This window comes from Flavobacterium sp. PL02 (assembly GCF_035013205.1).
Taxonomy (GTDB): Bacteria; Bacteroidota; Bacteroidia; order Flavobacteriales; family Flavobacteriaceae; genus Flavobacterium.
This window is the reverse complement of the sequence record NZ_JAYGJP010000001.1, coordinates 1,218,789-1,240,958: the sequence shown is the minus strand read 5'-3', so window position 1 is coordinate 1,240,958 and position 22,170 is coordinate 1,218,789. Positions and strand designations below refer to the sequence as shown.

Annotated in this window: 23 protein-coding genes; 10 read left to right on the top strand and 13 right to left on the bottom strand. The window is 32.0% G+C overall.

All coding sequences use genetic code 11. From position 1 onward, the window contains the following. Window positions 1-34 precede the first annotated feature (34 nt). Entirely contained in the window at window positions 35-1,042 is a 1,008-nt protein-coding gene (locus tag SHI72_RS05210) for a helix-turn-helix domain-containing protein (RefSeq protein ID WP_323489266.1), read from the top strand. Window positions 1,043-1,258: 216 nt separating this feature from the next. Here SHI72_RS05210 and SHI72_RS05205 read toward each other — a convergent pair whose 3' ends face one another. After that, a complete protein-coding gene (locus tag SHI72_RS05205; RefSeq protein ID WP_035620917.1) occupies window positions 1,259-1,900 on the bottom strand; it encodes a protein-L-isoaspartate(D-aspartate) O-methyltransferase in 642 nt (213 codons plus the stop codon). A 143-nt stretch (window positions 1,901-2,043) separates the two neighbouring features. On the opposite strand from SHI72_RS05205, the gene SHI72_RS05200 reads away from it, so the two are divergent. From SHI72_RS05200 to SHI72_RS05165, 8 genes are all read left to right on the top strand, one after another. Continuing rightward, complete coding sequence (locus SHI72_RS05200) at window positions 2,044-3,009, top strand: Gfo/Idh/MocA family protein (protein WP_039120207.1); 966 nt, start codon at window positions 2,044-2,046, stop codon at window positions 3,007-3,009. An 85-nt stretch (window positions 3,010-3,094) separates the two neighbouring features. Then, the gene (locus SHI72_RS05195; RefSeq protein WP_323489265.1) at window positions 3,095-3,988 is read left to right on the top strand and encodes a 3-hydroxyacyl-CoA dehydrogenase family protein; all 894 of its coding nucleotides are present in this window, start codon (window positions 3,095-3,097) and stop codon (window positions 3,986-3,988) included. A gap of 14 nt (window positions 3,989-4,002) precedes the next feature. After that, window positions 4,003-4,662: a YggS family pyridoxal phosphate-dependent enzyme gene (locus tag SHI72_RS05190; protein ID WP_323489264.1), complete on the top strand. Its 660-nt coding sequence runs from the start codon at window positions 4,003-4,005 to the stop codon at window positions 4,660-4,662. Window positions 4,663-4,701: 39 nt separating this feature from the next. Next, window positions 4,702-5,055, top strand: a complete 354-nt coding sequence (locus SHI72_RS05185; RefSeq protein ID WP_039113064.1) for a four helix bundle protein — start codon at window positions 4,702-4,704, stop codon at window positions 5,053-5,055. A gap of 79 nt (window positions 5,056-5,134) precedes the next feature. Continuing rightward, window positions 5,135-6,496: an exonuclease domain-containing protein gene (locus SHI72_RS05180; protein WP_323489263.1), complete on the top strand. Its 1,362-nt coding sequence runs from the start codon at window positions 5,135-5,137 to the stop codon at window positions 6,494-6,496. Between the two features lie 30 nt (window positions 6,497-6,526). Next, window positions 6,527-7,366 carry an ion transporter gene (locus tag SHI72_RS05175; protein ID WP_039113066.1) on the top strand — a complete coding sequence of 280 codons (840 nt, stop codon included), beginning with the start codon at window positions 6,527-6,529 and terminating at the stop codon, window positions 7,364-7,366. Between the two features lie 150 nt (window positions 7,367-7,516). Further along, window positions 7,517-8,440: a tRNA (adenosine(37)-N6)-dimethylallyltransferase MiaA gene (miaA, locus tag SHI72_RS05170; RefSeq protein ID WP_323489262.1), complete on the top strand. Its 924-nt coding sequence runs from the start codon at window positions 7,517-7,519 to the stop codon at window positions 8,438-8,440. A gap of 12 nt (window positions 8,441-8,452) precedes the next feature. After that, window positions 8,453-9,196 carry an acyl-[acyl-carrier-protein] thioesterase gene (locus SHI72_RS05165; RefSeq protein WP_039113068.1) on the top strand — a complete coding sequence of 248 codons (744 nt, stop codon included), beginning with the start codon at window positions 8,453-8,455 and terminating at the stop codon, window positions 9,194-9,196. A gap of 274 nt (window positions 9,197-9,470) precedes the next feature. Here SHI72_RS05165 and SHI72_RS05160 read toward each other — a convergent pair whose 3' ends face one another. The 12 genes from SHI72_RS05160 to SHI72_RS05105 form a co-directional block, all read right to left on the bottom strand. Next, entirely contained in the window at window positions 9,471-10,187 is a 717-nt protein-coding gene (locus tag SHI72_RS05160) for a response regulator transcription factor (RefSeq protein WP_035620894.1), read from the bottom strand. 3 nt (window positions 10,188-10,190) lie between these two features. Beyond that, on the bottom strand, window positions 10,191-11,771 hold the full coding sequence (locus tag SHI72_RS05155) for a sensor histidine kinase (RefSeq protein ID WP_035620893.1): 1,581 nt from the start codon (window positions 11,769-11,771) through the stop codon (window positions 10,191-10,193). Between the two features lie 59 nt (window positions 11,772-11,830). Continuing rightward, window positions 11,831-12,427: a dephospho-CoA kinase gene (gene coaE / locus SHI72_RS05150; RefSeq protein WP_323489261.1), complete on the bottom strand. Its 597-nt coding sequence runs from the start codon at window positions 12,425-12,427 to the stop codon at window positions 11,831-11,833. Window position 12,428: 1 nt separating this feature from the next. Further along, a complete protein-coding gene (locus tag SHI72_RS05145) occupies window positions 12,429-13,430 on the bottom strand; it encodes a glycosyltransferase (protein WP_323489260.1) in 1,002 nt (333 codons plus the stop codon). A 128-nt stretch (window positions 13,431-13,558) separates the two neighbouring features. Then, window positions 13,559-14,749 (bottom strand): enoyl-ACP reductase FabV, encoded by a 1,191-nt coding sequence (gene fabV, locus SHI72_RS05140; protein WP_323489259.1) that lies wholly within the window; start codon window positions 14,747-14,749, stop codon window positions 13,559-13,561. A 107-nt stretch (window positions 14,750-14,856) separates the two neighbouring features. Further along, window positions 14,857-16,509 (bottom strand): DNA repair protein RecN, encoded by a 1,653-nt coding sequence (gene recN / locus SHI72_RS05135; RefSeq protein ID WP_323489258.1) that lies wholly within the window; start codon window positions 16,507-16,509, stop codon window positions 14,857-14,859. 52 nt (window positions 16,510-16,561) lie between these two features. Beyond that, window positions 16,562-17,446, bottom strand: coding sequence for a DUF4835 family protein (locus SHI72_RS05130; RefSeq protein ID WP_039113073.1), 885 nt, complete (start codon window positions 17,444-17,446; stop codon window positions 16,562-16,564). Continuing rightward, the gene (gene coaBC, locus SHI72_RS05125) at window positions 17,439-18,650 is read right to left on the bottom strand and encodes a bifunctional phosphopantothenoylcysteine decarboxylase/phosphopantothenate--cysteine ligase CoaBC (RefSeq protein WP_323489257.1); all 1,212 of its coding nucleotides are present in this window, start codon (window positions 18,648-18,650) and stop codon (window positions 17,439-17,441) included. The genes SHI72_RS05130 and coaBC overlap by 8 nt, the downstream gene beginning before the upstream one ends. Window positions 18,651-18,659: 9 nt before the next feature. Further along, window positions 18,660-18,977 (bottom strand): DNA-directed RNA polymerase subunit omega, encoded by a 318-nt coding sequence (locus tag SHI72_RS05120; protein ID WP_012025451.1) that lies wholly within the window; start codon window positions 18,975-18,977, stop codon window positions 18,660-18,662. Between the two features lie 9 nt (window positions 18,978-18,986). Then, complete coding sequence (locus SHI72_RS05115; RefSeq protein WP_039113093.1) at window positions 18,987-19,781, bottom strand: outer membrane protein assembly factor BamD; 795 nt, start codon at window positions 19,779-19,781, stop codon at window positions 18,987-18,989. A gap of 136 nt (window positions 19,782-19,917) precedes the next feature. Next, window positions 19,918-20,799: a 4-hydroxy-tetrahydrodipicolinate synthase gene (dapA, locus tag SHI72_RS05110; protein ID WP_323489256.1), complete on the bottom strand. Its 882-nt coding sequence runs from the start codon at window positions 20,797-20,799 to the stop codon at window positions 19,918-19,920. 1 nt (window position 20,800) lies between these two features. Next, on the bottom strand, window positions 20,801-21,325 hold the full coding sequence (locus SHI72_RS05105) for a DUF6913 domain-containing protein (protein WP_039113076.1): 525 nt from the start codon (window positions 21,323-21,325) through the stop codon (window positions 20,801-20,803). Window positions 21,326-21,372: 47 nt separating this feature from the next. Here SHI72_RS05105 and SHI72_RS05100 point away from each other — a divergent pair, with 47 nt between their 5' ends. Next, window positions 21,373-22,152, top strand: coding sequence for a 5'-nucleotidase (locus tag SHI72_RS05100; protein ID WP_323489255.1), 780 nt, complete (start codon window positions 21,373-21,375; stop codon window positions 22,150-22,152). Window positions 22,153-22,170 lie beyond the last annotated feature (18 nt).

Here is a 22,170-nt window from a genome sequence, read left to right as displayed (position 1 = left end):
AACTTGTCTTGACAATTAAAACCTGCTTTTTAAAATGAAAACGATTCTTAAAAATGCCAGAGAGAAAAAAGGATTTAAAACCCGAGAAGTAGCGCAGTTATTAGAAATTGACCAAGCTTTAATAAGTAAATTTGAAAGCGGTACCCGAAAGCCCACAAGGGAACAAATCGTTAAACTTGCCTCATTGCTTGAAATTGATTTTGAAAACTTATTAATTCTTTGGCTAAAAGAAAAAATAATACACGAAATCGGTCAAGAAGAATTTGCACTTAAAGCACTACATCTTGCAGAAATCGAAATTCAAAATAACAAAAAAGTAGTTGCTTCGGTAATATTATCAACGCTACAGAACGTTTTGGATGAAATTGAAATTTTAAAAAAGAAAGTTCAATCGTTTCAGCAATTTGAACTACATCGAATTTCAAAAATTCTTGAGCTTGAATTTACATACGAAAGTAATCGTCTCAACGATAACTCATTAACATTACAAGAAACCAAAGCGGTAATTAATGAAGGGTTAACAATTGCAGGCAAAACCATGCGGGAACACCTACAAGCTGTAAACCATCATGAAACCATTTCTTATATCAAAGATTTGACTCAAAAAAACAGCCCTGTTAACGAAAAAGAATTATTGAATATCCACAACTTGATTTCAAGAGGAATTAAACCTGACCATGCAGGAAAATATAAAAATGACGCCCTCATTATTCGCGAAATGACTTCCTTTTTTAGCTGGTTTGAAACGAATAAAAACAGCTTACATCCAATATTATTAGCTTCTGAGGTACACTTAAGAATTATAAAAATTACCCCATTTGAAAGTGGAAACACACAAATAGCTCATTTATTAATGAATTGGATATTAATACAAAATGGCTATGTCTTTGCAACAATACAAGGAGATACAGAACATAAAAACGAATACCTAAGCATTCTTGAGAAAAGTCAAAATCAAAATGATGAATCTATTTTTATAAACTATGTTGCACAAGTAGAAAAGGAAAATTTACAACGTGCCATCCAATTGGTTTCTCAATAACAACATTGTTAAATTTTGAACATTTATTTTTTCACCATTAAGAAATTAAGAAAAATTAAGTTTAATCTAAAATAAAACTAAGATACTTAATCGAGAAATCATTTTAATTTGAAAAATCTGTGGCTAAAAAAACCATTAAGAAATCAGAAGTTTAATGAAACTTAATTTCTTAATGGTAAAATTCTTTACTTTTTGGCTAACAATACCAAAAATATTTTAATTTTTATCTTCTAATAAAGGAACGAATCTAAATTCTCCAAACTCATGTTTTTCAAATTGTGTTTCGTTTTTACGAATTAACAACGTCATAATCTGAACGTCTTCTCCTAGCGGAATTACTAACCTTCCTCCTATTTTTAATTGTGCCATTAATGGTTGCGGAATAAATGGCGCTCCGGCAGTTACAATTATACTATCAAATGGTGCATAAGTAGGTAATCCTTTGTAACCATCTCCAAATGAAAGGTGTTTCGGACGAATTCCTAATTTAGGAAATAAAACAGATGTTGTTTTAAACAGTTCATTTTGTCTTTCGACACTAAATACCTTGGCACCCAACATATATAATACTGCAGTTTGATACCCTGACCCAGTACCAATTTCTAATACTTTATGGTCTTTTTTAACTTCTAACAGCTGCGATTGAAACGCAACAGTGTAAGGTTGAGAAATAGTTTGCCCCGCACCAATCGGGAAAGCCTTGTCCTGATAAGCATAATCTTCAAAGCTAGAGTTCAAAAAAAGGTGTCTTGGAATTTTTTTTATCGCTTCCAAAACAGCTTTATCGGTAATTCCCTTTTGTTGTAAAGTGCTTACTAATTGATTCCGAAGTCCTTGATGTTTGGCAGTGTCTTTCAATGTTTATTATTTAATTTTTGGTAAAAATAAGAAAGTAAATAGTAATTCAAATATTGATTCTTAAATATTAAATTACTAAAACTTTAAAGCATTCACTTTCACTTTCAACAAATAAATTATATTTTTGTTAAAAATACATTCTCATGTTAAAAGTAGGAGTTTTAGGTGCTGGTCACTTAGGTAAAATACATTTACGTTTATTACAACAATCTGATAAATATGAATTAGTTGGTTTTTATGACCAAAATCAAGAAAACGCCGAGAAAATTTCCAAAGAATTCGGTTATAAAAATTTCAATACAATTGCCAAGTTAATACACGCTGTAGATGTAATTGATATTGTAACCCCAACATTATCCCATTATAAATGTGCTAAAGTTGCCATAAAATCAGGAAAACATATCTTTATCGAAAAACCTATTTCGAATACTGTTGAAGAAGCTGAAGAAATTATCGCTTTAGCAAAAGAATATAACGTAAAAGGTCAAGTAGGACATGTAGAACGCTTTAATCCAGCATTCATAGCGACAAAAAACATGATTGAAAATCCGATGTTTATAGAAACACATCGTTTGGCCGAATTTAATCCTCGTGGTACAGATGTTCCAGTAGTTTTAGATTTAATGATTCATGATATCGATGCCATTTTAAGCGTCGTAAAATCTAAAGTAAAAAGTATCAATGCTAGTGGAGTTTCAGTTATTAGTGACACTCCAGATATTGCCAATGCCCGAATTGAATTTGAAAACGGTTGTGTTGCCAACTTAACAGCAAGCAGAATTTCGATGAAAAACATGCGTAAAACACGTTTTTTCCAAAGAGATGCTTATATTTCGGTTGACTTTTTAGAAAAGAAGTGTGAAGTTGTTCGTATGAAAGATGCTCCTGAAGTTCCAGGTGATTTTGATATGATTTTACAAAATGCCGAAGGTGTAAAAAAACAAATCTATTTTACAAATCCAGATGTAGAGCAAAACAACGCAATTCTTGATGAATTAGAATCTTTTGCAAATGCAATCAATACAAATACAGCTCCAGTGGTAACTCTAGAACAAGCAACAGATGCTTTAAGAGTAGCTTACCAAATTATTGACTGTTTTAACAAATAAAATAATCTTAAAAAAGTTAGCCATAAATTCACGAATTAATTTGTGAGTTTGTGGCTAAAATTATAAAATATAGTACTTAAATAATATGAAAACAATTGCTGTAATCGGTGCAGGAACAATGGGTAACGGAATCGCTCATACGTTTGCACAAAGTGGTTTTGTAGTAAAACTAATTGATGTTTCCGAAAAATCATTAGATAAAGGAATGGCAACTATTGCCGCTAATTTAGACAGAATGCTTGCAAAAGGAAGTATTACTGAAGAAGAAAAAGCTAAAACAATAACTAATATTATTACTTATACCGACATCAAAGATGGTGTTGTAGGTGTTGATTTAGTTGTAGAAGCAGCAACAGAAAACATCGATCTAAAACTGAATATTTTTAAGCAATTAAACGAAGCTTGTTCACATAATACAATTTTAGCGACCAATACTTCATCTATTTCTATAACACAAATCGGAGCTGTTGTAGCACATCCTGAGCGTGTTATCGGGATGCACTTTATGAATCCTGTGCCAATTATGAAATTGGTAGAGATTATTCGTGGATACAATACCAGCGATGAAGTTACCAAAATCATCATGGACTTATCTGTAAAATTAGGTAAAACTCCAGTTGAAGTAAACGATTATCCAGGTTTTGTGGCAAACAGAATTTTAATGCCTATGCTAAATGAGGCAATCGAAACGTTATATAATAAAGTTGCTGGCGTTTACGAAATAGACACAGTAATGAAACTAGGAATGGGACACCCAATGGGACCTCTTCAACTAGCCGATTTCATTGGTCTTGACGTATGTTTAGCTATTTTAAATGTAATGTACGACGGTTTCAAAAATCCTAAATACGCACCATGTCCTTTATTGGTAAATATGGTTAGAGCAGGGAAATTAGGAGTGAAATCTGGTGAAGGATTCTATGATTATAGTGAAAGTAAAAAAGCAGAGAAAATCTCAAAGCAATTTATCATTTCATAAAAAACAAAAAGACAATGTCTATTAAAGTAAATCTAAGTACCATAAAAGCTTCTCTACCTGAACATGTAACATTAGTTGCGGTTTCTAAAACCAAACCCGTTACCGATTTAATGGAAGCCTACGAAGCTGGTCAACGCATTTTTGGAGAAAATAAAATCCAGGAAATGACAGACAAATGGGAAGAAATGCCAAAAGACATCCAATGGCACATGATTGGACATGTACAAACGAATAAAGTAAAATTTATGGCTCCGTTTGTAAGTTTAATTCATGGTGTTGATAGTTTAAAATTATTGCAGGAAATCAATAAACAAGCGTTAAAAAACAACCGAGTTATAGATTGCCTGCTTCAAATGCATATTGCCGAAGAAGAAACAAAATTTGGTCTTGACGAAAAAGAACTTGTATCACTCCTAGCCTCAGAAGATTTTCATAATATGAAAAACATTCAAATTTTGGGTTTAATGGGAATGGCAACTTTTACAGAAAATCAAAACCAAATAAAAAAAGAATTCACACATTTAAAGTCTATTTTTGACTCTTTACAAGCTACAAAACCTGTAAACTGTAAACCGAATACTGTTTCGATGGGAATGTCCGGAGATTACCAACTAGCCATAGAATGCGGTAGTACCATGGTTCGAATTGGAAGTAGTATATTTGGAGGGAGATAAATTTCAAAAATCAATATCAATTGCAAAAATCAATACTTAATGGAAAAAATATTCAATTTTGAAGATAGGTTAGTTCGTTTTGCAGGAGAATGTATTTTCTTTACAAGGCAATTGGAGAGATTATTTGAAAATGAATACTATAAAAATCAATTAATCAGATCATCTGGAAGTGCTTCCTTAAATTTTGGAGAAGCCCAAGGTACAATTACTGATAAAGATTTTATTTTTAAAGTTTCATTAGTAGCAAAAGAGTTAAAAGAATCAAGAAACTCATTAAAAATTCTGAATTATATTAAAGAAGGTGATAACGATAAAAGAAATAAACTTCTAATTGAAGTAGAACAACTTATTGCAATTTCATCAAAAATGATAATAAATAAAAACAGTCAATAACAATCACAACGACAATAGTAATTTTAAGGATTATTATTGACTTTGATATTGAAATTGATTTTTGAAATTGACATTGATAATGTACGCAATACTAGACATAGAAACAACTGGAGGACAGTTTAATGAAGAAGGAATTACCGAAATTGCCATCTATAAATTTGATGGTCATGAAGTAGTCGATCAATTCATTAGTCTGGTGAACCCGGAAATTCCCATTCAGCCATTTGTTGTAAAACTTACAGGTATTAGTAATGCAATGTTACGTTCAGCACCAAAGTTTTTTGAAGTTGCTAAACGAATTATAGAAATCACTTCCGATTGTGTTATCGTAGCACATAACGCCTCTTTTGATTACAGAATCTTACGCACCGAATTTCGCCGTTTAGGATATGATTTCGAAGCCAAAACGCTTTGTACAGTCGAACTTGCCAAAAAATTAATTCCAGAACAACCTTCTTATAGCTTAGGAAAACTAGTTCGCGCACTAGGAATTCCAATGGCCGACAGACATCGTGCCAATGGTGATGCAATGGCAACAGTAAAGTTGTTCAAAATGCTTCTTGAAAAAGATACCGAAAAAACAATTATAAAGGACTTCATAAAACTCGAAGTCGAAAAAGGAATTGCACCAAAATTATTAGATATTATAGCGCAAGCACCTACAAAAACAGGTGTATACTACATTCATAACGAAAGCGGAAATTTAATATACATTGGCAAAAGTCGAAACATAAAAAAACGCATCAATCAGCATTTTACAGGAACAAATACCAAAAGTAAAAAAATCCAAGCCGAAGTATTTACAGTAACTTATGATGAAACAGGAAGCGAACTTATTGCGCTTTTAAAAGAAAGTGAAGAAATAAAAGTCAATAAACCCAAATACAATCGTTCGCAGAAAAAAACTATTTTTCCGCTTTCATTATACGCCGAAAAAGACAAAAACGGTTACCTAAACTTAAAACTTCAGAAAACCGACGGACGCAAAAAAGAAATCACCTCTTACGGAAGTTTACAAGAAGGAAAAAACGCTTTGTTTTTTATCACCGATAAATACAAATTGTGCCAAAAACTGACTGGTTTATATCTCACTAAGAAAGAATGTTTTCAATATAAAATAAAAGAATGCGACGGTGCCTGTATCGGAGAAATCACTCCCGAAAAATATAATGCAAGAGTTCAAAATTTTATTACCGATTATAGTTTCGAAAACAAAAACATGATTTTAATAGACCGTGGGCGAACTGTAAACGAGCGCAGCGCAGTATTAATAGAAAATGGTGTTTATAAAGGCTATGCTTTTTACGATTTAAACTATCAAATTACCAACATCGAAATCCTGAAAAATATCATAATTCCGATGCAAAACAATCGTGATGCCAAAAGCATAATTCAGAATTACATGAGAAAAAGCAAATCATTAAAAGTAATTCATTTTTAATACATATTAACTTTCAGTATCTTCGCAGATATGTCAAGAATAAAATCCAAATACGACCTTTTTAGGCAAAAAACCCAAATCATCCTTTATGGTACCAATACCGTTTTAGGGCGCTTGTTCGATTTGGTACTTCTAGGACTTATTTTACTAAGCGTATTATTGGTTATGATGGATACCGTAGAAGGAATCAATCAAAGATACCATACACAACTTCTTATTTGCGAATGGATAATCACCGTATTCTTTACCATAGAGTTCATTCTACGTATTATTTCGATACAAAAACCCATAAAATATGTTTTTAGCTTTTATGGAATCATCGATTTAATGGCGATATTACCCATGTATTTATCTATATTTTTTCCTGCTACAAATGTTTTAACAATTGTGAGGGTGCTACGTTTCTTCCGATTGTTTAAGATTTTACATATCCCACAAATCTCACAGCAATCCATACAGCTTCGCGAAGCAATGGAAGCCAGTAAAGAAAAAATCCTTGTATTCATCTATTTTGTAGTTATTAGTGCAGTAATTATTGGCTCATTAATGTACGTAGTCGAAGGCAAAGAAAGCGGCTTTACCAGCATCCCAATGGGTATTTACTGGGCAATTGTAACCCTAACAACCGTAGGTTATGGTGATATCTCGCCTGCATCGCCAATAGGACAATTTTTAGCCTCATTGGTTATGATTATGGGTTACGGAATCATTGCGGTTCCTACCGGAATCGTTACAGCCGAATTTGCCAAAAGCAGCCTGAAAAGCAACTCTATCAGCACAAAAAAGAAATGTCTAAAATGCAATTCCCAAGTTCATTTTGATAATGCAAAATATTGCTATGAATGCGGCGAAACATTACCCGATAATTAATTTATGAAGCCATTTCCAGCTGTGCACTACAACTCCTCCTTACATTCGTATTTTTTTTAAGGCATAAAAGGAGCTTCAGTCGCTCTTTTATACCAAAAAAAATAAACAAATCTAAGTCCGGGGTTTACGTTTCCATCTGGGCTAAAAAATATGAAATACTTAATCACCATCGTCGGACCAACAGCTATAGGTAAAACTGCCTTAAGTATTGCTTTGGCACAACATTTTAAGTGCGAGATAATATCGTGCGATAGCCGTCAGTTTTTCAAAGAAATGACAATTGGTACAGCCGTACCCAATCAAGACGAACTACAGGCCGCTAAACATCATTTTATCCAGAACATATCTATTTTCGAAAACTATACCGTAGGCGATTACGAAAAAGAAGCCATTTCCAAGTTAGAAGAACTATTCCAACACAATGATTACGTAATTCTTGTAGGTGGCTCCGGATTATATGTAGATGCTGTATTAAAAGGGTTTGATGAATTTCCCGAAATTGATACTGCAATTCGCGAAAAAGTAGCGCTAGAATATGAACAAAACGGAATTTTGTATCTACAAGAGCAATTAAAAAAATCAGATACTGCTTATTACGATAAACTAACTATCGAAAATCCTCAGACATTACAAAATCCGCAACGAATGATGCGCTTTGTCGAAGTTTGTTTAGGAACAGGAAAGCCATATTCATCGTTTTTAAATCAGAAAAAGAATAATCGAAACTTCACTCCTGTCTTAATTGGTTTAGAAGCTGACAGAGCTGTAATTTACGACCGAATAAACCAACGTGTTGATATAATGCTTAACCAAGGTTTGCTAAACGAAGCACAAAGCCTTTATCCTAACAAAGCGTTAAATGCGCTACAAACAGTCGGATATCGGGAATTATTTAGTTATTTTGATGAAGAATTCACGTTGCCCTTTGCAATCGAAGAAATCAAGAAAAACACCCGACGCTTTGCAAAACGTCAGTTAACTTGGTTCAAACGCAATGAAAACACAAAATGGTTTGATTATCTCACTCCAAAAAATGAGATAATAAACTTCATCGAAGAAAGTATAAAAAAATAAGATAAAGGACTCATGCCAATCTCTCCAAATTTCACGTCTGTATTAAGCAAAGACTGGGAAATCAATTTTACACAATGCACACCAAATGGATATTTAAAATATACCGATATGTGCAATCTTTTACAACTAACAGCCGCAGCCCACTCAGAAGTTGGAGGAATTAGTTTTACAGATATGCAGGAATTCGATCAAGCTTGGGTTTTAAGCCGCATGCGTGTAGAAGTTACTGCATTACCAAAATGGCAAGATGTAGTAACGGTAAAAACATGGATTAACAGTCTGGAAAATTCCCGTTCTGTTCGTGCATTAGAAATGTATGTAAACGGCAAAAAAATAATTGGCAGCGAGACATTCTGGGCAGTTTTTAATACAAAAGCACGTCGCCCTGAAGGATTAGCACTTCCTTATGACCATTTTGAGTTATATCCAGATAACAGAGCCACAAAAGAAGGTTTCTCTAAAATTAATATCAATCCAGAAAAAGAATCAGTTTTTGAAAAAACTGTTTATCTATCCGATTTAGATATTGTAAATCATGCCAATAATGTAAAATACTTAGAATGGTGTTTAGATCACGTTGACCCAAAACATATTCTGAATCAGGAAATCGAAAGTTTCGAAATGAATTTCCTAAAAGAATTATCCTTAAATGATGCTGTTGTAATACACGAAAGTGAAACTGAAGACAATTCAACTTTTAGTATTACAAAAGGCGATAAATCTTGCTTCGCATTACAACTTAACTGGAAGAAATAAGGTTTTCAGAACTAACATTTTAATATCCTGCAAGGTTAAAAAACCTTGCAGAATTATCAATTAAAATCTTCATATTCTATTTTAAATAAACATCTCTTAACCCTGATTGTAGTGAAAAGCATTTTGAAATAAAAAAAAACATTTCCTGAATAAAAACAGCGACCAACGGAAGCTAGTTTTTAATCATAGGAAATGCCTTTTTTATGAAAAATCTTGTAACGGAAAGCAGGAAATAGTTACAAAAAAAAAGCTCCGATTTCTCGAAGCTTTTTTTTTATGCAGTTACTTTGTTTTTAACAACTAGTCTAAAACCTTCACCGTGGATGTTAAGAATTTCAACATCTTCGTCTGGTTTAAGATACTTTCTAAGTTTGGCGATATAAACGTCCATACTTCTTGAAGTAAAGTAATTATCATCTCTCCAAATTTTTGTTAATGCTAATTCTCTTGGCATTAAATCATTTTCATGAAGGATTAACATTTTCAATAATTCGTTTTCTTTTGGAGATAACTTTATTGGCTCTTCATTTTCAAAAGTTAAAAATCTAAGTTTTGAATTTAAATGAAATTTACCAATGTTAAACTCAAACTGAACTTGCTCAGCTTTAGTATCTGAAGATTTTCTTTGAATAATCGCTTTGATTTTCATTAATAATACTTCTGAATCAAATGGCTTATTCAAATAATCATCTGCTCCTGCTTTATACCCTTTTAACACATCCTCTTTCATAGATTTTGCTGTTAAAAAGATAATAGGCACTTCGCTATTTTTCTCTCTGATTTCTTTTGCTAATGTATATCCGTCCTTATATGGCATCATGACATCAAGAATACATAAGTCGTATACGTCTTTCTTGAATTTCTCGAAGCCTTCCATTCCGTTTTTTGCCAATGTAACTTCAAAGTCATTTAGCATTAAATAGTCTTTAAGAACTGCACCAAAATTAAGGTCATCTTCTACTAAAAGAATTCTTTTATTGATATTTTCCATATTTTAATTTATTAGTGGTATTTTTATTATAAAGGTACTACCTTTCCCTTTTTCACTTTCTACGTAAACTTGACCATTATGGTCTTCTACTATCCTTTTTACATATGATAAGCCCAATCCGTGGCCTTTAACATTATGTAAATCTCCCGTGTGTTCTCTGTAAAATTTCTCAAAAACTCTTTTTTGAGCCACTTTACTCATTCCTAACCCATTATCTTTTACTTTTATAAGAATCATATCTTTAATGTTCTCTGTAAAAATTTCTATTTTAGGAATACCTGGCGAATACTTTATAGCATTCTCTAAGATATTAACTAAGACGTTGGTAAAATGTACTTCATTAATTAATGCTGTCGCTCTGGCTGCATCGTAATGATTTGTAATAGTACCTTGTCTATCCTCAAGAATCAAACTTACATGCTCAATTGCATCATCGATAATCCCATGGATTTCGGTCGGTTCTTTGTTGATATCCAATTCACTTTTCTCTAATTTAGAGATTCGTAATACATTCTCAACCTGAGCGTGCATTCGTTTATTCTCGTCCCGTATCATCTGAAGGTACCTAAAGACCTTCTCTTTATCTTCAATTATTTTAGGATTTTTAATGGCATCCAAAGCCAGATTTATTGTTGCAATTGGAGTTTTAAACTCATGCGTCATATTGTTTATAAAATCTGTTTTAATTTCAGATATATGTTTCTGACGTATTAACTGATTCAATGCACTTGTATATGCAATTATAATAATAAGTGTAAATATGATTGACAATATGGTTATACTTACTAACTCTGATAGTAAAAATTTCTTCTTGTGAGGAAATGTTACCGATAACTCATATTTGTTATTCCCTTCATTATCTGCAAAAATTGGTATCGAGTAGGTTGATTCTTTATCATATTTAAACCCATCCGATTTAATTTTGGTAGCAATACCGCTACTATAAATTCCAAACTCGAATTTTGTTTTTACACCGTACTCTTCTAATTCTTTTTTCAGCAGCTTTTGCAGCTTCTCTTTGGTGATCCTTTCGTTAATTGGCATTGCCGAAGCAATGTCTTTAAAGAATATCTCAAATTGCGCGTTATCTAAAACATCCAGATTTCCTGATTTCTCAATCTTTACATCTGGTATTATGCTTTGTTGCAACGAATTATCTATACTGTTATTATTATAAACTTCGGTTGTACGCTTAGAATTAAAATTCTTAAACCTTTCGCTACTAAATTTCTTATCAAAGAACGAGCCATTTATATTATAATCTTCTGATATAATACTATTTGAATATACAATTGTTTTATTTGTTCTAGGATTTTTTTGAACGTAATAAAATTCTAACAAATCATTTTTTTGTGGTACTTTACCTGTACTATCTTTATAATGATTGTATTTATCATAAAAACTATAAGCTTCTTGCTGTTGTAGCTTATCGGCTACATTTCCAATAACTTGTTTAACATGAAACTTAAACTGTTCGTCATTATTTTTAAACGAAGAAGTAAACCAATATACCTGAACAAGAATTATCCCTATTAAGGATAAGCTCATCAATAAAACAAGAATTCTAAAAAACAATTTATTCATCGAAACAAAATTAATATTTTAACAATATACTAAATAATACATTAACCAAATATTAACATTTAAGAGTGATTTTGTTTAATATCTAAAATTTTAAGAATTTTAACAACTTCTTGCTTCGCAATTTTAAGATTCAAATTATGAATAATATAATTACTATTAGCAAAACGCTGTTCATCGTTCCATTGCATATTCATCCTTTTTAAAACATGTTCGCGAGTAGTTTTATCGCGATTCATTACCCTCTCAATTCTGGTTTCCTGGGGTGCGGTAACCGTAATTATAATGTCACATTCTTTATAACGTCCGCTTTCAAACAAAATTGCTGCTTCGTAAATTATATAGGGCTCTTTTTTATGCTTTAGTAACCAATTCTCAAAATCCGTTTTTACAGCAGGATGTACAATTGCATTGAGTAATGCTAATTTATCTGCATTATTAAAAACAATATCAGCCAATTTGGCTCTATTTAATGTATTATTATCAAAAATTTCAGCACCAAAAGTTTCACGAATAGCGGCAATTATTTCATCGGATTGCATGACTTTTTTAGCCTCATCATCGGCAATATAAACAGGAATTCCCATTTCATTAAAATACCCTGCTATGGTAGTTTTACCACTACCAATACCTCCTGTTAAGCCTATTACTTTTGTCATATTAAATCTTAAAAAATAATCCAGGAAATGCTTCTTGTGGTTTTTTCTTTAAGATTATTATCTTAATAAATGATTCTAAAAACCCAATTCCGTAACCATAAAATTGCTTCCAAACTGCAATAACTGATAAAAATCCAATTTTTAAACTCTTATTTTGAATTGTCGATACTATAAAAATCATGACAAAATAAACAAAATACAACTGTAATAATATATCAATATTGAAAAACAGCAATATAATAACCGCCAAAACAAGTCCCAAAATAAAACAAGTTGGAAAGAAAAAAGTAAGTTTATTATATTGGGGATACCAACTATTAAGTATTGGTCTGGCTTTTCCAAATTTATTTACCTGAATCGAAAATTTATCCCAATCGATTCTTCGTTTATGATATACGTAAGCTTTAGAGAAAAGTCTGGTTTCGAAACCTAAATTCCATAAACGTATTGATAGATCTGGGTCTTCGCCAGGGTGAATGTTACCAAATCCTTTTGATGCTTCAAATCCTTTTCTAGATAATCCCATATTAAAGCTACGCGGCTGGAACTTGCCTATTTTCTCTGAACCTCCTCTTATCCCTCCTGTTGTAAGGAAAGATGTCATGGCAAAATTAATTGCTTTCTGAATATTTGAAAAACTAGCCAATGCTTTATCCGGACCACCAAAACAATCTACATAATCTTCTCTTAGTGCTTTATCAACTTCTGATAAATAATCGGGTGGGATAATACAATCTGAATCAAAAATGATAAAGTAATCTCCTAATGCTTTACGCATTCCAAAATTTCTGGAATCTCCAGGTCCTGAATTTTCTTTAAAATAATAGGAAATATTTAATTTTCCTTGATATTTCTGAACTATGTCATCGCATGGCAATGTTGAACCATCTTCTACAAGTACGATTTCAAAAGGCTCTTTATATTCAGATAATAATAAGCTTTCTAATAGCTCATCAACTTCGTCAGGACGATTATACACTGGTATAATTAAAGAAAACACCATAATTAGGTATGCGGTATTAAGGTAGTATTTGTTTTAACTGTAAAATTTTAACAAAGATAAGTTATATCCATAAAAAAACCACCAACTTTGGGTTGATGGTTTTAAATAATTATATAAATTCAGTTGGATTATTTGATACTTTCTATCCCAACTACTTCGTTTGTGTCTGCTTTGTAATCTACTCCTTCAAATTCAAATCCGAATAAGTTTAAGAAGTCGTTTCTGTATCCAGCCAAATCACCAATTGCCGGCAATGTTTCTGTAGTTGCTTCCAACCATAACTTAGCTACTTTTTCCTGAACATCTTCACGCATTTCCCAATCGTCGATACGGATTCTTCCTTTTTCGTCTGTAGGAATTGGTTTTCCTGTATATAATCTGTCTTGGAACAAACGCTGAATTTGCTCGATACATCCTTCATGAAGACCTTCGGCTTTCATAATTTTGTACAATAATGAGATATATAATGGAATAACTGGAATTGCAGAACTTGCTTGTGTAACTAATGCTTTATTTACTGAAACGTATGCTTTTCCGTCTAAATCTTTTAAACTATCTGTAATAGCAAATGCTGTAGCTTCTAAATCATCTTTAGCACGACCGATAGTTCCTTTACGGTAAACTGCCTCTGTTAAAGATGGCCCAATATAAGAATAAGCAACTGTTGTAGCTCCTGGAGCTAATAGGTTTTCTTTTTTCAATGCATCCATCCACATTGACCAATCTTCACCGCCCATTACTGCAACAGTGTTAGCAATCTCTTCTTCTGTACATGGTTCGATAGAAACCTCTGTTACATTTCCTGTATGAAAATCAACAGTTTTATTAGTAAACGTACTTCCGATTGGTTTTAAAACTGAACGATGCAACACTCCTGTAACAGGGTGCAAACGAACTGGAGAAGCTAAGCTATAAATAACTAAATCAATCTGACCTAAATCAGCTTTAATCAAGTCTAATGTTTGTTGTTTTACTTCGTTAGAAAAAGCATCACCATTGATACTTTTTGCATATAATCCTGCTTTGTGAGCTTCTGTTTCAAAAGCTGCTGAGTTATACCATCCTGGAGAAGCTGTTTTTCCTTCAACTGGTGGTTTTTCAAAAAACACTCCAATTGTAGCGGCATTAGATCCAAATGCACTTGTAATTCTAGAAGCCAATCCAAAACCTGTTGATGCTCCAATTACTAATACTTTTTTAGCACCTTCAATTGGTCCTTTAGATTTTATATATTCTATTTGATTTTTTACATTTTGCTCGCATCCTTTTGGGTGTGATGTCAAACAAATGAATCCTCTCATTCTTGGTTCTATAATCATAATTTTGGAACTGTTTTTTATTTTTATTTTATAAAATGATGGTATTTAACTACCGTTTTTTACTTGGCAAGACCGTTTATTTTGATTGACAAATATAATCCATTTTTTTAGTTAAGCAAGGCTTTAGCATGATTTAAAGCCGAATCTGAAACGACTGAACCTGACAACATTTGAGCAATTTCCATTACTCGTTCTTCTTGTGACAGAAGCTTTAATTCTGATTGTGTATCATCATCTACTGTTGACTTAAATACCTTAAAATGAGACTCTCCCTTTGCCGCTATCTGCGGTAAATGAGTTATTGCGAAGATTTGCATTTGCTGACTCATCTCTTTCATTATCTCTCCCATCCTAACTGCTATTTCTCCTGAAACTCCTGTATCGATTTCATCAAAAATTAATGTTGGCAATTTAGAGTATTGTGCCAAAATTGCTTTTACTGCAAGCATTATACGTGACATTTCCCCTCCTGAAGCAACTTTTTTAAGTAACCCAAAATCGGTTCCTTTGTTTGCGGAAAATAAAAACTGAAGTTCATCTTTTCCGTTCGGGAAGTATGTTTCTCCAAAATTAATATCAATTTTAAAACGAACATTTGGCATTCCTAATGTTTCTAAAATTGTTATTAATTTATCTGACAATAATGGTATTGCAGCAATTCTGTTTTCGTGAATTTTATTTGCGAAAGCATCCAATTCAATTGTTTTTCGCTCAATCGAAGTGGTTAATTTTGCTATTTCTTCTTCGATATTACCTAATTCCAGAACTGAATTTTCTAGTTTAGTTTGAATTTCGATTAAATCATCAACCGAAGCAACTTGATGCTTTTTTTGTAAATTATAAATAACCTGCAATTTCTGACTGATAAAATCAAGCTGAGCCGGATCGTTCAGCAATTTCTCTGATGCTTTTTGCAATTCACCCGAAACGTCATCAAACTCTATTGCCAGACTCGTTATTCTTTCAAATAAAGCTCCATATTCCGTCGAGAAAGTAGCAATTTTATGTAAAGAAGCTTTTATTTCATTAAGATTCTGGATTACTCCAAATTGTTCTTCATTGGCTATAGCCAAAGATTTATCTAATGATTCTTTGATAATCTCAACATTGTTAAGTTTTTCAAATTCTTCTTCCAGCTCTTCTTGTTGTCCCGATTTTAATTGCGCAGCAACTAATTCATTTAAAAGAAAGGTATTGTATTCTTGCTCTTTAGCCGATTCGCTTTGTTTTTTAAGAAGGGAATTCAGCTTTGTTTTATCTGACTTATATTTCTTTAAAACATTTTGATAATCTGTAATAACACCAAAATTATCAGCAATTGCATCAATAATCTGAAATTGTACACTCTCTTCTGAAAGTTCCTGGGTTTGTTGTTGTGAATGAATATCTATTAAATACAAACTCAACTCTTGCAATTCCTGAAGATTTACTGGACTATCATTTATAAAAGCACGTGATTTTCCCGAAGGCAAGATTTCGCGTCTTATTATAGTATCTTCTTCATAATCTAAATCATTAGCTTCAAAAAAAGCTTCCAGATTGTATTTAGAAATTTTAAAATGTGCTTCGATTACACATTTTTCTTCTTTATTTTTCAATGAAGTCAAATCGGCTCTTTTACCTAAAACTAAGCCTAATGCACCCAATATTATCGACTTTCCAGCTCCTGTTTCACCAGTAATTATAGAAAAGCCTTTTGAAAAATCAATTGATAATTTTTCAATCAGTGCATAATTTTTTATTGACAATGAAGTAATCATATCTCTTTTTTGTAATATAAGTTTTGGAAATAAGCAATCTTAATAAGAATGCTTAAAATTTAATCTGCGACCATTTAGCAGAGTTCATTGGCGAAACTCTATTTAAATTCTCTACTAAATCAGCTATAGGAACACTTGGCCCTCCTGTAAATATAGATACAATTTCATCTGATTTAGCATCAAAAAAGACACGCGTTAAAAAAGCATTTGGTTTCGTTGCATTTAGTTTTCCTATAAGCGATAACGAAGTTTTAATTTTTTCTTTGGCTAGCTTTAAATCCTGATTCATTACGTCTAAACCAGTATGATACCCATAAACACATTGTCTTAAGTCATTATATGTTGGCGAAAGCATATCGTTAATTAAGAAATAACGATTTTGTACTCCATCAGCCTGACTCCAGCCTTTGTATCCTCCTTGTTGAGCTACATTGGCAATACTTTGAGCAGTCTCGAAAAAAGGATTTCCTAATGCTGGCATAAAAGTATCAGCATCCATTCCTAAAATCATGTAGCTATAAAAAGTCATTATAGAAACAAGATTTGATTCGAAAACATTTGGATTGTATAATAAATTTTCAAATTCTGTATATCTAAAACTTAAATCCTTATCATTAAAATTGAATACTGGAGATGAGTAAGTAGAATTATAAATTAATCGAGAGGATTGTATTTGTATTGTACCCGAAAACTGATCTGAGTTATTTGATGTAATTGTAATATACATCGAACAGTTTATTTTTTCATTTTGCTTTAGCAAACTCCCTGTCCAATCTGTATTGTTTACAAATTCGCTCAATGCTGTCTGCAATGTTTTAAAAACTTGCTGATTGGCATTAGGAAGCATTTGTGAGTTTACGGTTACCGTACAATTTAACTGTTGCGCCTGCGTAAGGCCAAAAGTTAAAAACAACAAAAAAGTAAGTATTTTATTCATGAAAATGCTTTATCACCTTATTTAAAATATCAGTTGCAACTGCTTCTTTGGATTTTAATTCCATTGGTTCGATGGCAAAAGCCCTATCAATAAAGGTAACTTTGTTAGTTCCCCCACCAAAACCTGCTCCTTTATCCTGTAAAGAATTTAGAACTATCAAATCTAAGTTTTTTTTCTGAATTTTCAGCTTTGCATTCTCAATTTCATTTTCAGTCTCTAAAGCAAATCCAATTAAAAATTGTTTTTTCTTTATTTCCCCTAATGACAATAAGATATCTTTTGTTTTTTCCAGCTCAATTGTAAAATCTTCTGAAGCTTTCTTTATTTTTTGCGATGCAACTATTTTCGGTCTATAATCCGCAACTGCTGCTGCTGCAATTGCAACATCTACATCTGAGAAATATTCATGACATGCATCATACATTTCTTGTGCTGATGTTACCGAAATTACTTTTACTGATGCGTTTGTAACTTTACAATTTGTAGGTCCTGCAACAAGAATAACCGAAGCTCCTAAGTTTGCTGCTTCTGATGCAATATCAAACCCCATTTTTCCTGAGGAATGGTTTCCTATAAAACGTACTGGATCTATTGCTTCGTATGTTGGACCAGCTGTGATTAAAAACTTTTTCCCTTTAAGAGGTAATTTACTTTCTAAATCAGCTTCTAAAAATGCAATTATATTTTCTGGTTCTGCCATACGACCTTCTCCAGACAAACCACTAGCCAACTCTCCACTTTCAGCAGGAATAATAGTATTTCCGAACTGTTTTAATAACGAAAAACTCGCTAACGTTGAGGGATGTTTATACATATCCAAATCCATTGCTGGTGCAAAGTAAATTGGACATTTTGCCGATAAATAAGCTGCTATCAATAGATTATCGCAAGTACCGTTTGCCATTTTTGACATTGTATTTGCGGTAGCTGGAGCAATAATCATCAAATCGGCCCAAAGTCCTAATTCGACATGATTGTTCCATTTTTCATTTTCATCTTCTTGATTAAAGAAAGAAGAATGTACAGGATTTTTAGATAAGGTTGATAACGTAAGTGGCGTTACAAAATCCTTAGAAGCAGGTGTCATGATTACTTGAATCTCGGCACCTGCTTTTATAAAAAGTCGTACTAATGATGCTGTTTTATAGGCTGCAATTCCACCAGAAACTCCTAGTAAAATTTTCTTACCGTTTAAAACTGACATGGTACTGTATTATTTATTTGAATTTCTGTGGTATGTTTTACCGTCTAACCACTCTTGAACTGCTAAAGCGTGTGGTTTAGGCAATTTTTCGTAAAATTTAGAAACTTCGATTTGTTCTTTGTTTTCGAAAACTTCTTCAAGACTGTCATTATAGGTAGCAAATTCTTCTAACTTTTCAGTCAATTCCTTTTTAATTTCAGAATTAATTTGATTTGCTCTTTTAGCCATAATAGTTATTGCCTCATACACATTACCTGTAGGCTCTTCAATAACCGTTTTATTGTAGGTAATTGTATTTACTGGAGCATTCGTCTTTTTTAAATCCATGACTTTATTTTATTTAGTAAAATTTTGTAACTCTTTTTCAACTCTCTCATTCATCTCATCAGCTTTCACTTTGTAATGAGTATCACTTTTATATTTCATTAAATTAGAATATGCAGTTTTAGCTACTTTTAAACGGTCTTCCATTTTAGCTGAAATACTGTTAATTGCTAACTGATATGCTGAATCAAATTTATAATACAATGCATCTTCTTTAAATTCTGTTCCAGGATACTCTCCAACAAAATTATCAAATGCTACTATCGCCGATTTAAAATCTGAGATAGTATTATATCCTTTTGCATTTTCATATGCTTTTTTCTCCAATTTAGTAGTTAATGCTTTAAGACTTGCATTTGCCTCTACTATATATTGTGAATTTGGATAATTATCTATAAAAGCCTGTAACTTATCGATAGCTTTATTAGTATCTGTTTGATCTAAACTATATACTGGTGACAACATCGAATAACTTTTTGCTCCTAAATAAGCTGCCTCTTCTACTTTTTCACTTCTTGGATATCCAGAAACAAAACTCTCGAATTGATATCCAGCTAAATAATACTGTTTTGTTTTATAATAGGATTGAGAAAACATATAAAATAATTTCTCTGCCTGAGGCTTTCCTCTATATGATGCTGCAAGTTGCTCAAACAAACGAATTGCTTTAGTATACTTTCCGGCATCGTACATTTTTGTTGCAATTTCAAATTTTGCTGCTACATCATCATTTTTTAGTGCTTTTTGATAATCACTACAAGAACAAAAAAGAACAACTACAAACAATACAGATATTATTTTTTTCATTTTTTTACTTTTATTATGATTCCCAGGATGTTTATATCCAAGTAAAACCACACCGAAGTTTCGGTGGCAAATTTAGTTATTAATTTAGCTACTACAAAATATTTTTTGGTATAATAAAATACCTCGTTTTTTATTTTTATTTAATGCTTTTTTTAACAAATTCATCAATGCGATTTGCAAGTGATTCATCGGCTGCAACAAGCGGTAATCTCACAACATTCTCAGCAATACCAAGTGATTTAAACACTTGTTTTATTCCTGCTGGATTCCCTTGCTCAAAAATCATATCAATACAATCTGATAAAAAGTATTGTGTTTTAAATGCTTCATTTACTTTTCTATTCAATCCTAAACGAATCATTTCTGAAAATTCTTTTGGAAAACCTTGCCCAATAACTGATATAACACCTGAACCTCCTGCCAAAATTATTGACAAAGCAATCATATCATCTCCTGATATAACGAGAAAATCACTTGGTTTATTTTTAAGCAATTGCATTGCTTGTACCAAATCTCCTGCAGCTTCTTTTATTGCAACAACATTTGCAAAATCATTTGCTAAACGTATAACTGTTGATGGCAACATATTGCTAGATGTTCTTCCTGGAACATTATATAATATTACTGGTATTGGTGATGCCTCGGCAATAGCCTTAAAATGCTGATAAATCCCTTCTTGGGTAGGTCTGTTATAATAAGGTGACACTGACAATATAGCTTCAAAAGCTGAAAAATCTCTAGTTTTTAATTCTTCAACAATTTGCATTGTATTATTTCCTCCTACTCCTAATACTAAAGGTAATCTTCCTTTATTTGCATTAATAACTGTAGTGATAACAAGTTCCTTTTCGTCTTGAGTTAATGTTGCGTTTTCTGCAGTTGTACCCATAACTACAAGATATTCAACTCCTCCATCTACAGAAAAATTAACTATTCTTTGTAATGCTTCTGTATCAATTGAAAAATCTTCTTTAAAAGGAGTTACTAGTGCAACGCCTGTTCCTATTAATGATTGCATATTAGATTGTATTTGGTTTAATGTTTTTTAAATATTTAAATAATTCATTCACGAAAATTTTATATTCCCGAACGTTGGTATCAATCATCAATCGATTTAATCTTTTATCAATTGATGCAAAACCAACTTTGAACCTGGCATTCGAATTTTGTGTTACAAGCATCAGCATTACTTTTTCGATATCATAATAACTTATTAATAAATCGAATTTTTCGTTTACAAAGTCTTTTAAAAATCCTTCGGCAATCTTTCCATTCCAATTAAGATGATCAATCCCAAAAGTTGGACAAGAATACGTCTCTTTTTTATTGAATTTGTCTTTATAAACAATAATTTTGATGTTCTTTTTCTCAATTCCTTTTGATACCAATTCGGCTAGTAAAGCTTCTTTTTCTGAAAAATGACTTTCATCTATAAGTAAACCAACCTTTTGTATATCATTAGTAAATGCACCGTTTTTTACATTATTAAGATTTTTCTTTAACGATTTTTTTACAAAAAAAACCTTTGTATAATTTAAAAACATAGTACTTTTACTAGATTACAAAATTAATTATTTAAGTCGCATTTAAGATGGTAAAACTAAAAAAGTATAACGGATTTTTAAAACTTTTTGTTATATTCTTAACACTTTTTTTTGGAGTTTCATGTAGCAAACAAACTTATCAAGTTTCAAAAATTGAGGGTAAACTAATTCCTATTACAAGTACTCAAAATCAAACTCCCGAGATTGAGAATTTTATTAAGCCTTACAGAGAGCACATTAATAAAGATTTAGATAGTGTGCTTGCTTATTGTCCTCAAACACTGGACAAAAGTACTGGTAAATGGCAAACAACTATTGGTAACTTAATGGCTGATGTATGCCTGCAAAGAGGGAATTTAGTTTTTAAAGCCAGAGAGAAAAAAGATCTTGATATTTGTTTTCTTAATCATGGTGGGATTCGAGCAATTCTTCCTAAAGGGAATGTTACTGCCAGAAATGCATTTGAAATTATGCCTTTTGAAAACAGTCTAGTTGTTATGGCTCTAAAAGGAGAACAGGTGCTAGAAATGGTTACTTATTTTATTGGTGAAAAGAAACCTCATCCTCTTTCTGGGATGACTTTTACTATAACTAAGAACAATACTGCTACGAATGTTTTAGTTCAAGGTAAACCTGTCGAAAAAGACAAAATTTATTATGTTGCTACAAATGATTACTTAGCAAATGGTGGTGACAATATGAACTTCTTTAAAAAGAGTGTTCAGAAATATGATTTAAATTACAAACTACGAGACATTCTTATTGATTATTTTAAATCTGTTGATACAATTCCGGTTCCTAATGATGTCCGAGTAACACAAGAATAAGATAAACAATTAAAAAAA

Bases quoted from the DNA above. Each gene is read 5' to 3' on its own strand.
- SHI72_RS05145 (WP_323489260.1), bottom strand. From the start codon at position 13,430: ATGGTGTTTTCTTTAATTATACCAGTGTATAATCGTCCTGACGAAGTT.
- fabV (WP_323489259.1), bottom strand. From the start codon at position 14,749: ATGATTATAGAACCAAGAATGAGAGGATTCATTTGTTTGACATCACAC.
- SHI72_RS05180 (WP_323489263.1), top strand. From the start codon at position 5,135: ATGTACGCAATACTAGACATAGAAACAACTGGAGGACAGTTTAATGAA.
- dapA (WP_323489256.1), bottom strand. From the start codon at position 20,799: ATGCAATCATTAATAGGAACAGGCGTTGCACTAGTAACTCCTTTTAAA.
- SHI72_RS05100 (WP_323489255.1), top strand. From the start codon at position 21,373: ATGGTAAAACTAAAAAAGTATAACGGATTTTTAAAACTTTTTGTTATA.
- SHI72_RS05160 (WP_035620894.1), bottom strand. From the start codon at position 10,187: ATGGAAAATATCAATAAAAGAATTCTTTTAGTAGAAGATGACCTTAAT.
- recN (WP_323489258.1), bottom strand. From the start codon at position 16,509: ATGATTACTTCATTGTCAATAAAAAATTATGCACTGATTGAAAAATTA.
- SHI72_RS05185 (WP_039113064.1), top strand. From the start codon at position 4,702: ATGGAAAAAATATTCAATTTTGAAGATAGGTTAGTTCGTTTTGCAGGA.
- SHI72_RS05155 (WP_035620893.1), bottom strand. From the start codon at position 11,771: ATGAATAAATTGTTTTTTAGAATTCTTGTTTTATTGATGAGCTTATCC.
- SHI72_RS05130 (WP_039113073.1), bottom strand. From the start codon at position 17,446: ATGAATAAAATACTTACTTTTTTGTTGTTTTTAACTTTTGGCCTTACG.
- SHI72_RS05115 (WP_039113093.1), bottom strand. From the start codon at position 19,781: ATGAAAAAAATAATATCTGTATTGTTTGTAGTTGTTCTTTTTTGTTCT.
- SHI72_RS05210 (WP_323489266.1), top strand. From the start codon at position 35: ATGAAAACGATTCTTAAAAATGCCAGAGAGAAAAAAGGATTTAAAACC.
- coaBC (WP_323489257.1), bottom strand. From the start codon at position 18,650: ATGTCAGTTTTAAACGGTAAGAAAATTTTACTAGGAGTTTCTGGTGGA.
- SHI72_RS05190 (WP_323489264.1), top strand. From the start codon at position 4,003: ATGTCTATTAAAGTAAATCTAAGTACCATAAAAGCTTCTCTACCTGAA.
- miaA (WP_323489262.1), top strand. From the start codon at position 7,517: ATGAAATACTTAATCACCATCGTCGGACCAACAGCTATAGGTAAAACT.
- SHI72_RS05195 (WP_323489265.1), top strand. From the start codon at position 3,095: ATGAAAACAATTGCTGTAATCGGTGCAGGAACAATGGGTAACGGAATC.
- SHI72_RS05105 (WP_039113076.1), bottom strand. From the start codon at position 21,325: ATGTTTTTAAATTATACAAAGGTTTTTTTTGTAAAAAAATCGTTAAAG.
- coaE (WP_323489261.1), bottom strand. From the start codon at position 12,427: ATGACAAAAGTAATAGGCTTAACAGGAGGTATTGGTAGTGGTAAAACT.
- SHI72_RS05165 (WP_039113068.1), top strand. From the start codon at position 8,453: ATGCCAATCTCTCCAAATTTCACGTCTGTATTAAGCAAAGACTGGGAA.
- SHI72_RS05200 (WP_039120207.1), top strand. From the start codon at position 2,044: ATGTTAAAAGTAGGAGTTTTAGGTGCTGGTCACTTAGGTAAAATACAT.
- SHI72_RS05175 (WP_039113066.1), top strand. From the start codon at position 6,527: ATGTCAAGAATAAAATCCAAATACGACCTTTTTAGGCAAAAAACCCAA.
- SHI72_RS05120 (WP_012025451.1), bottom strand. From the start codon at position 18,977: ATGGATTTAAAAAAGACGAATGCTCCAGTAAATACAATTACCTACAAT.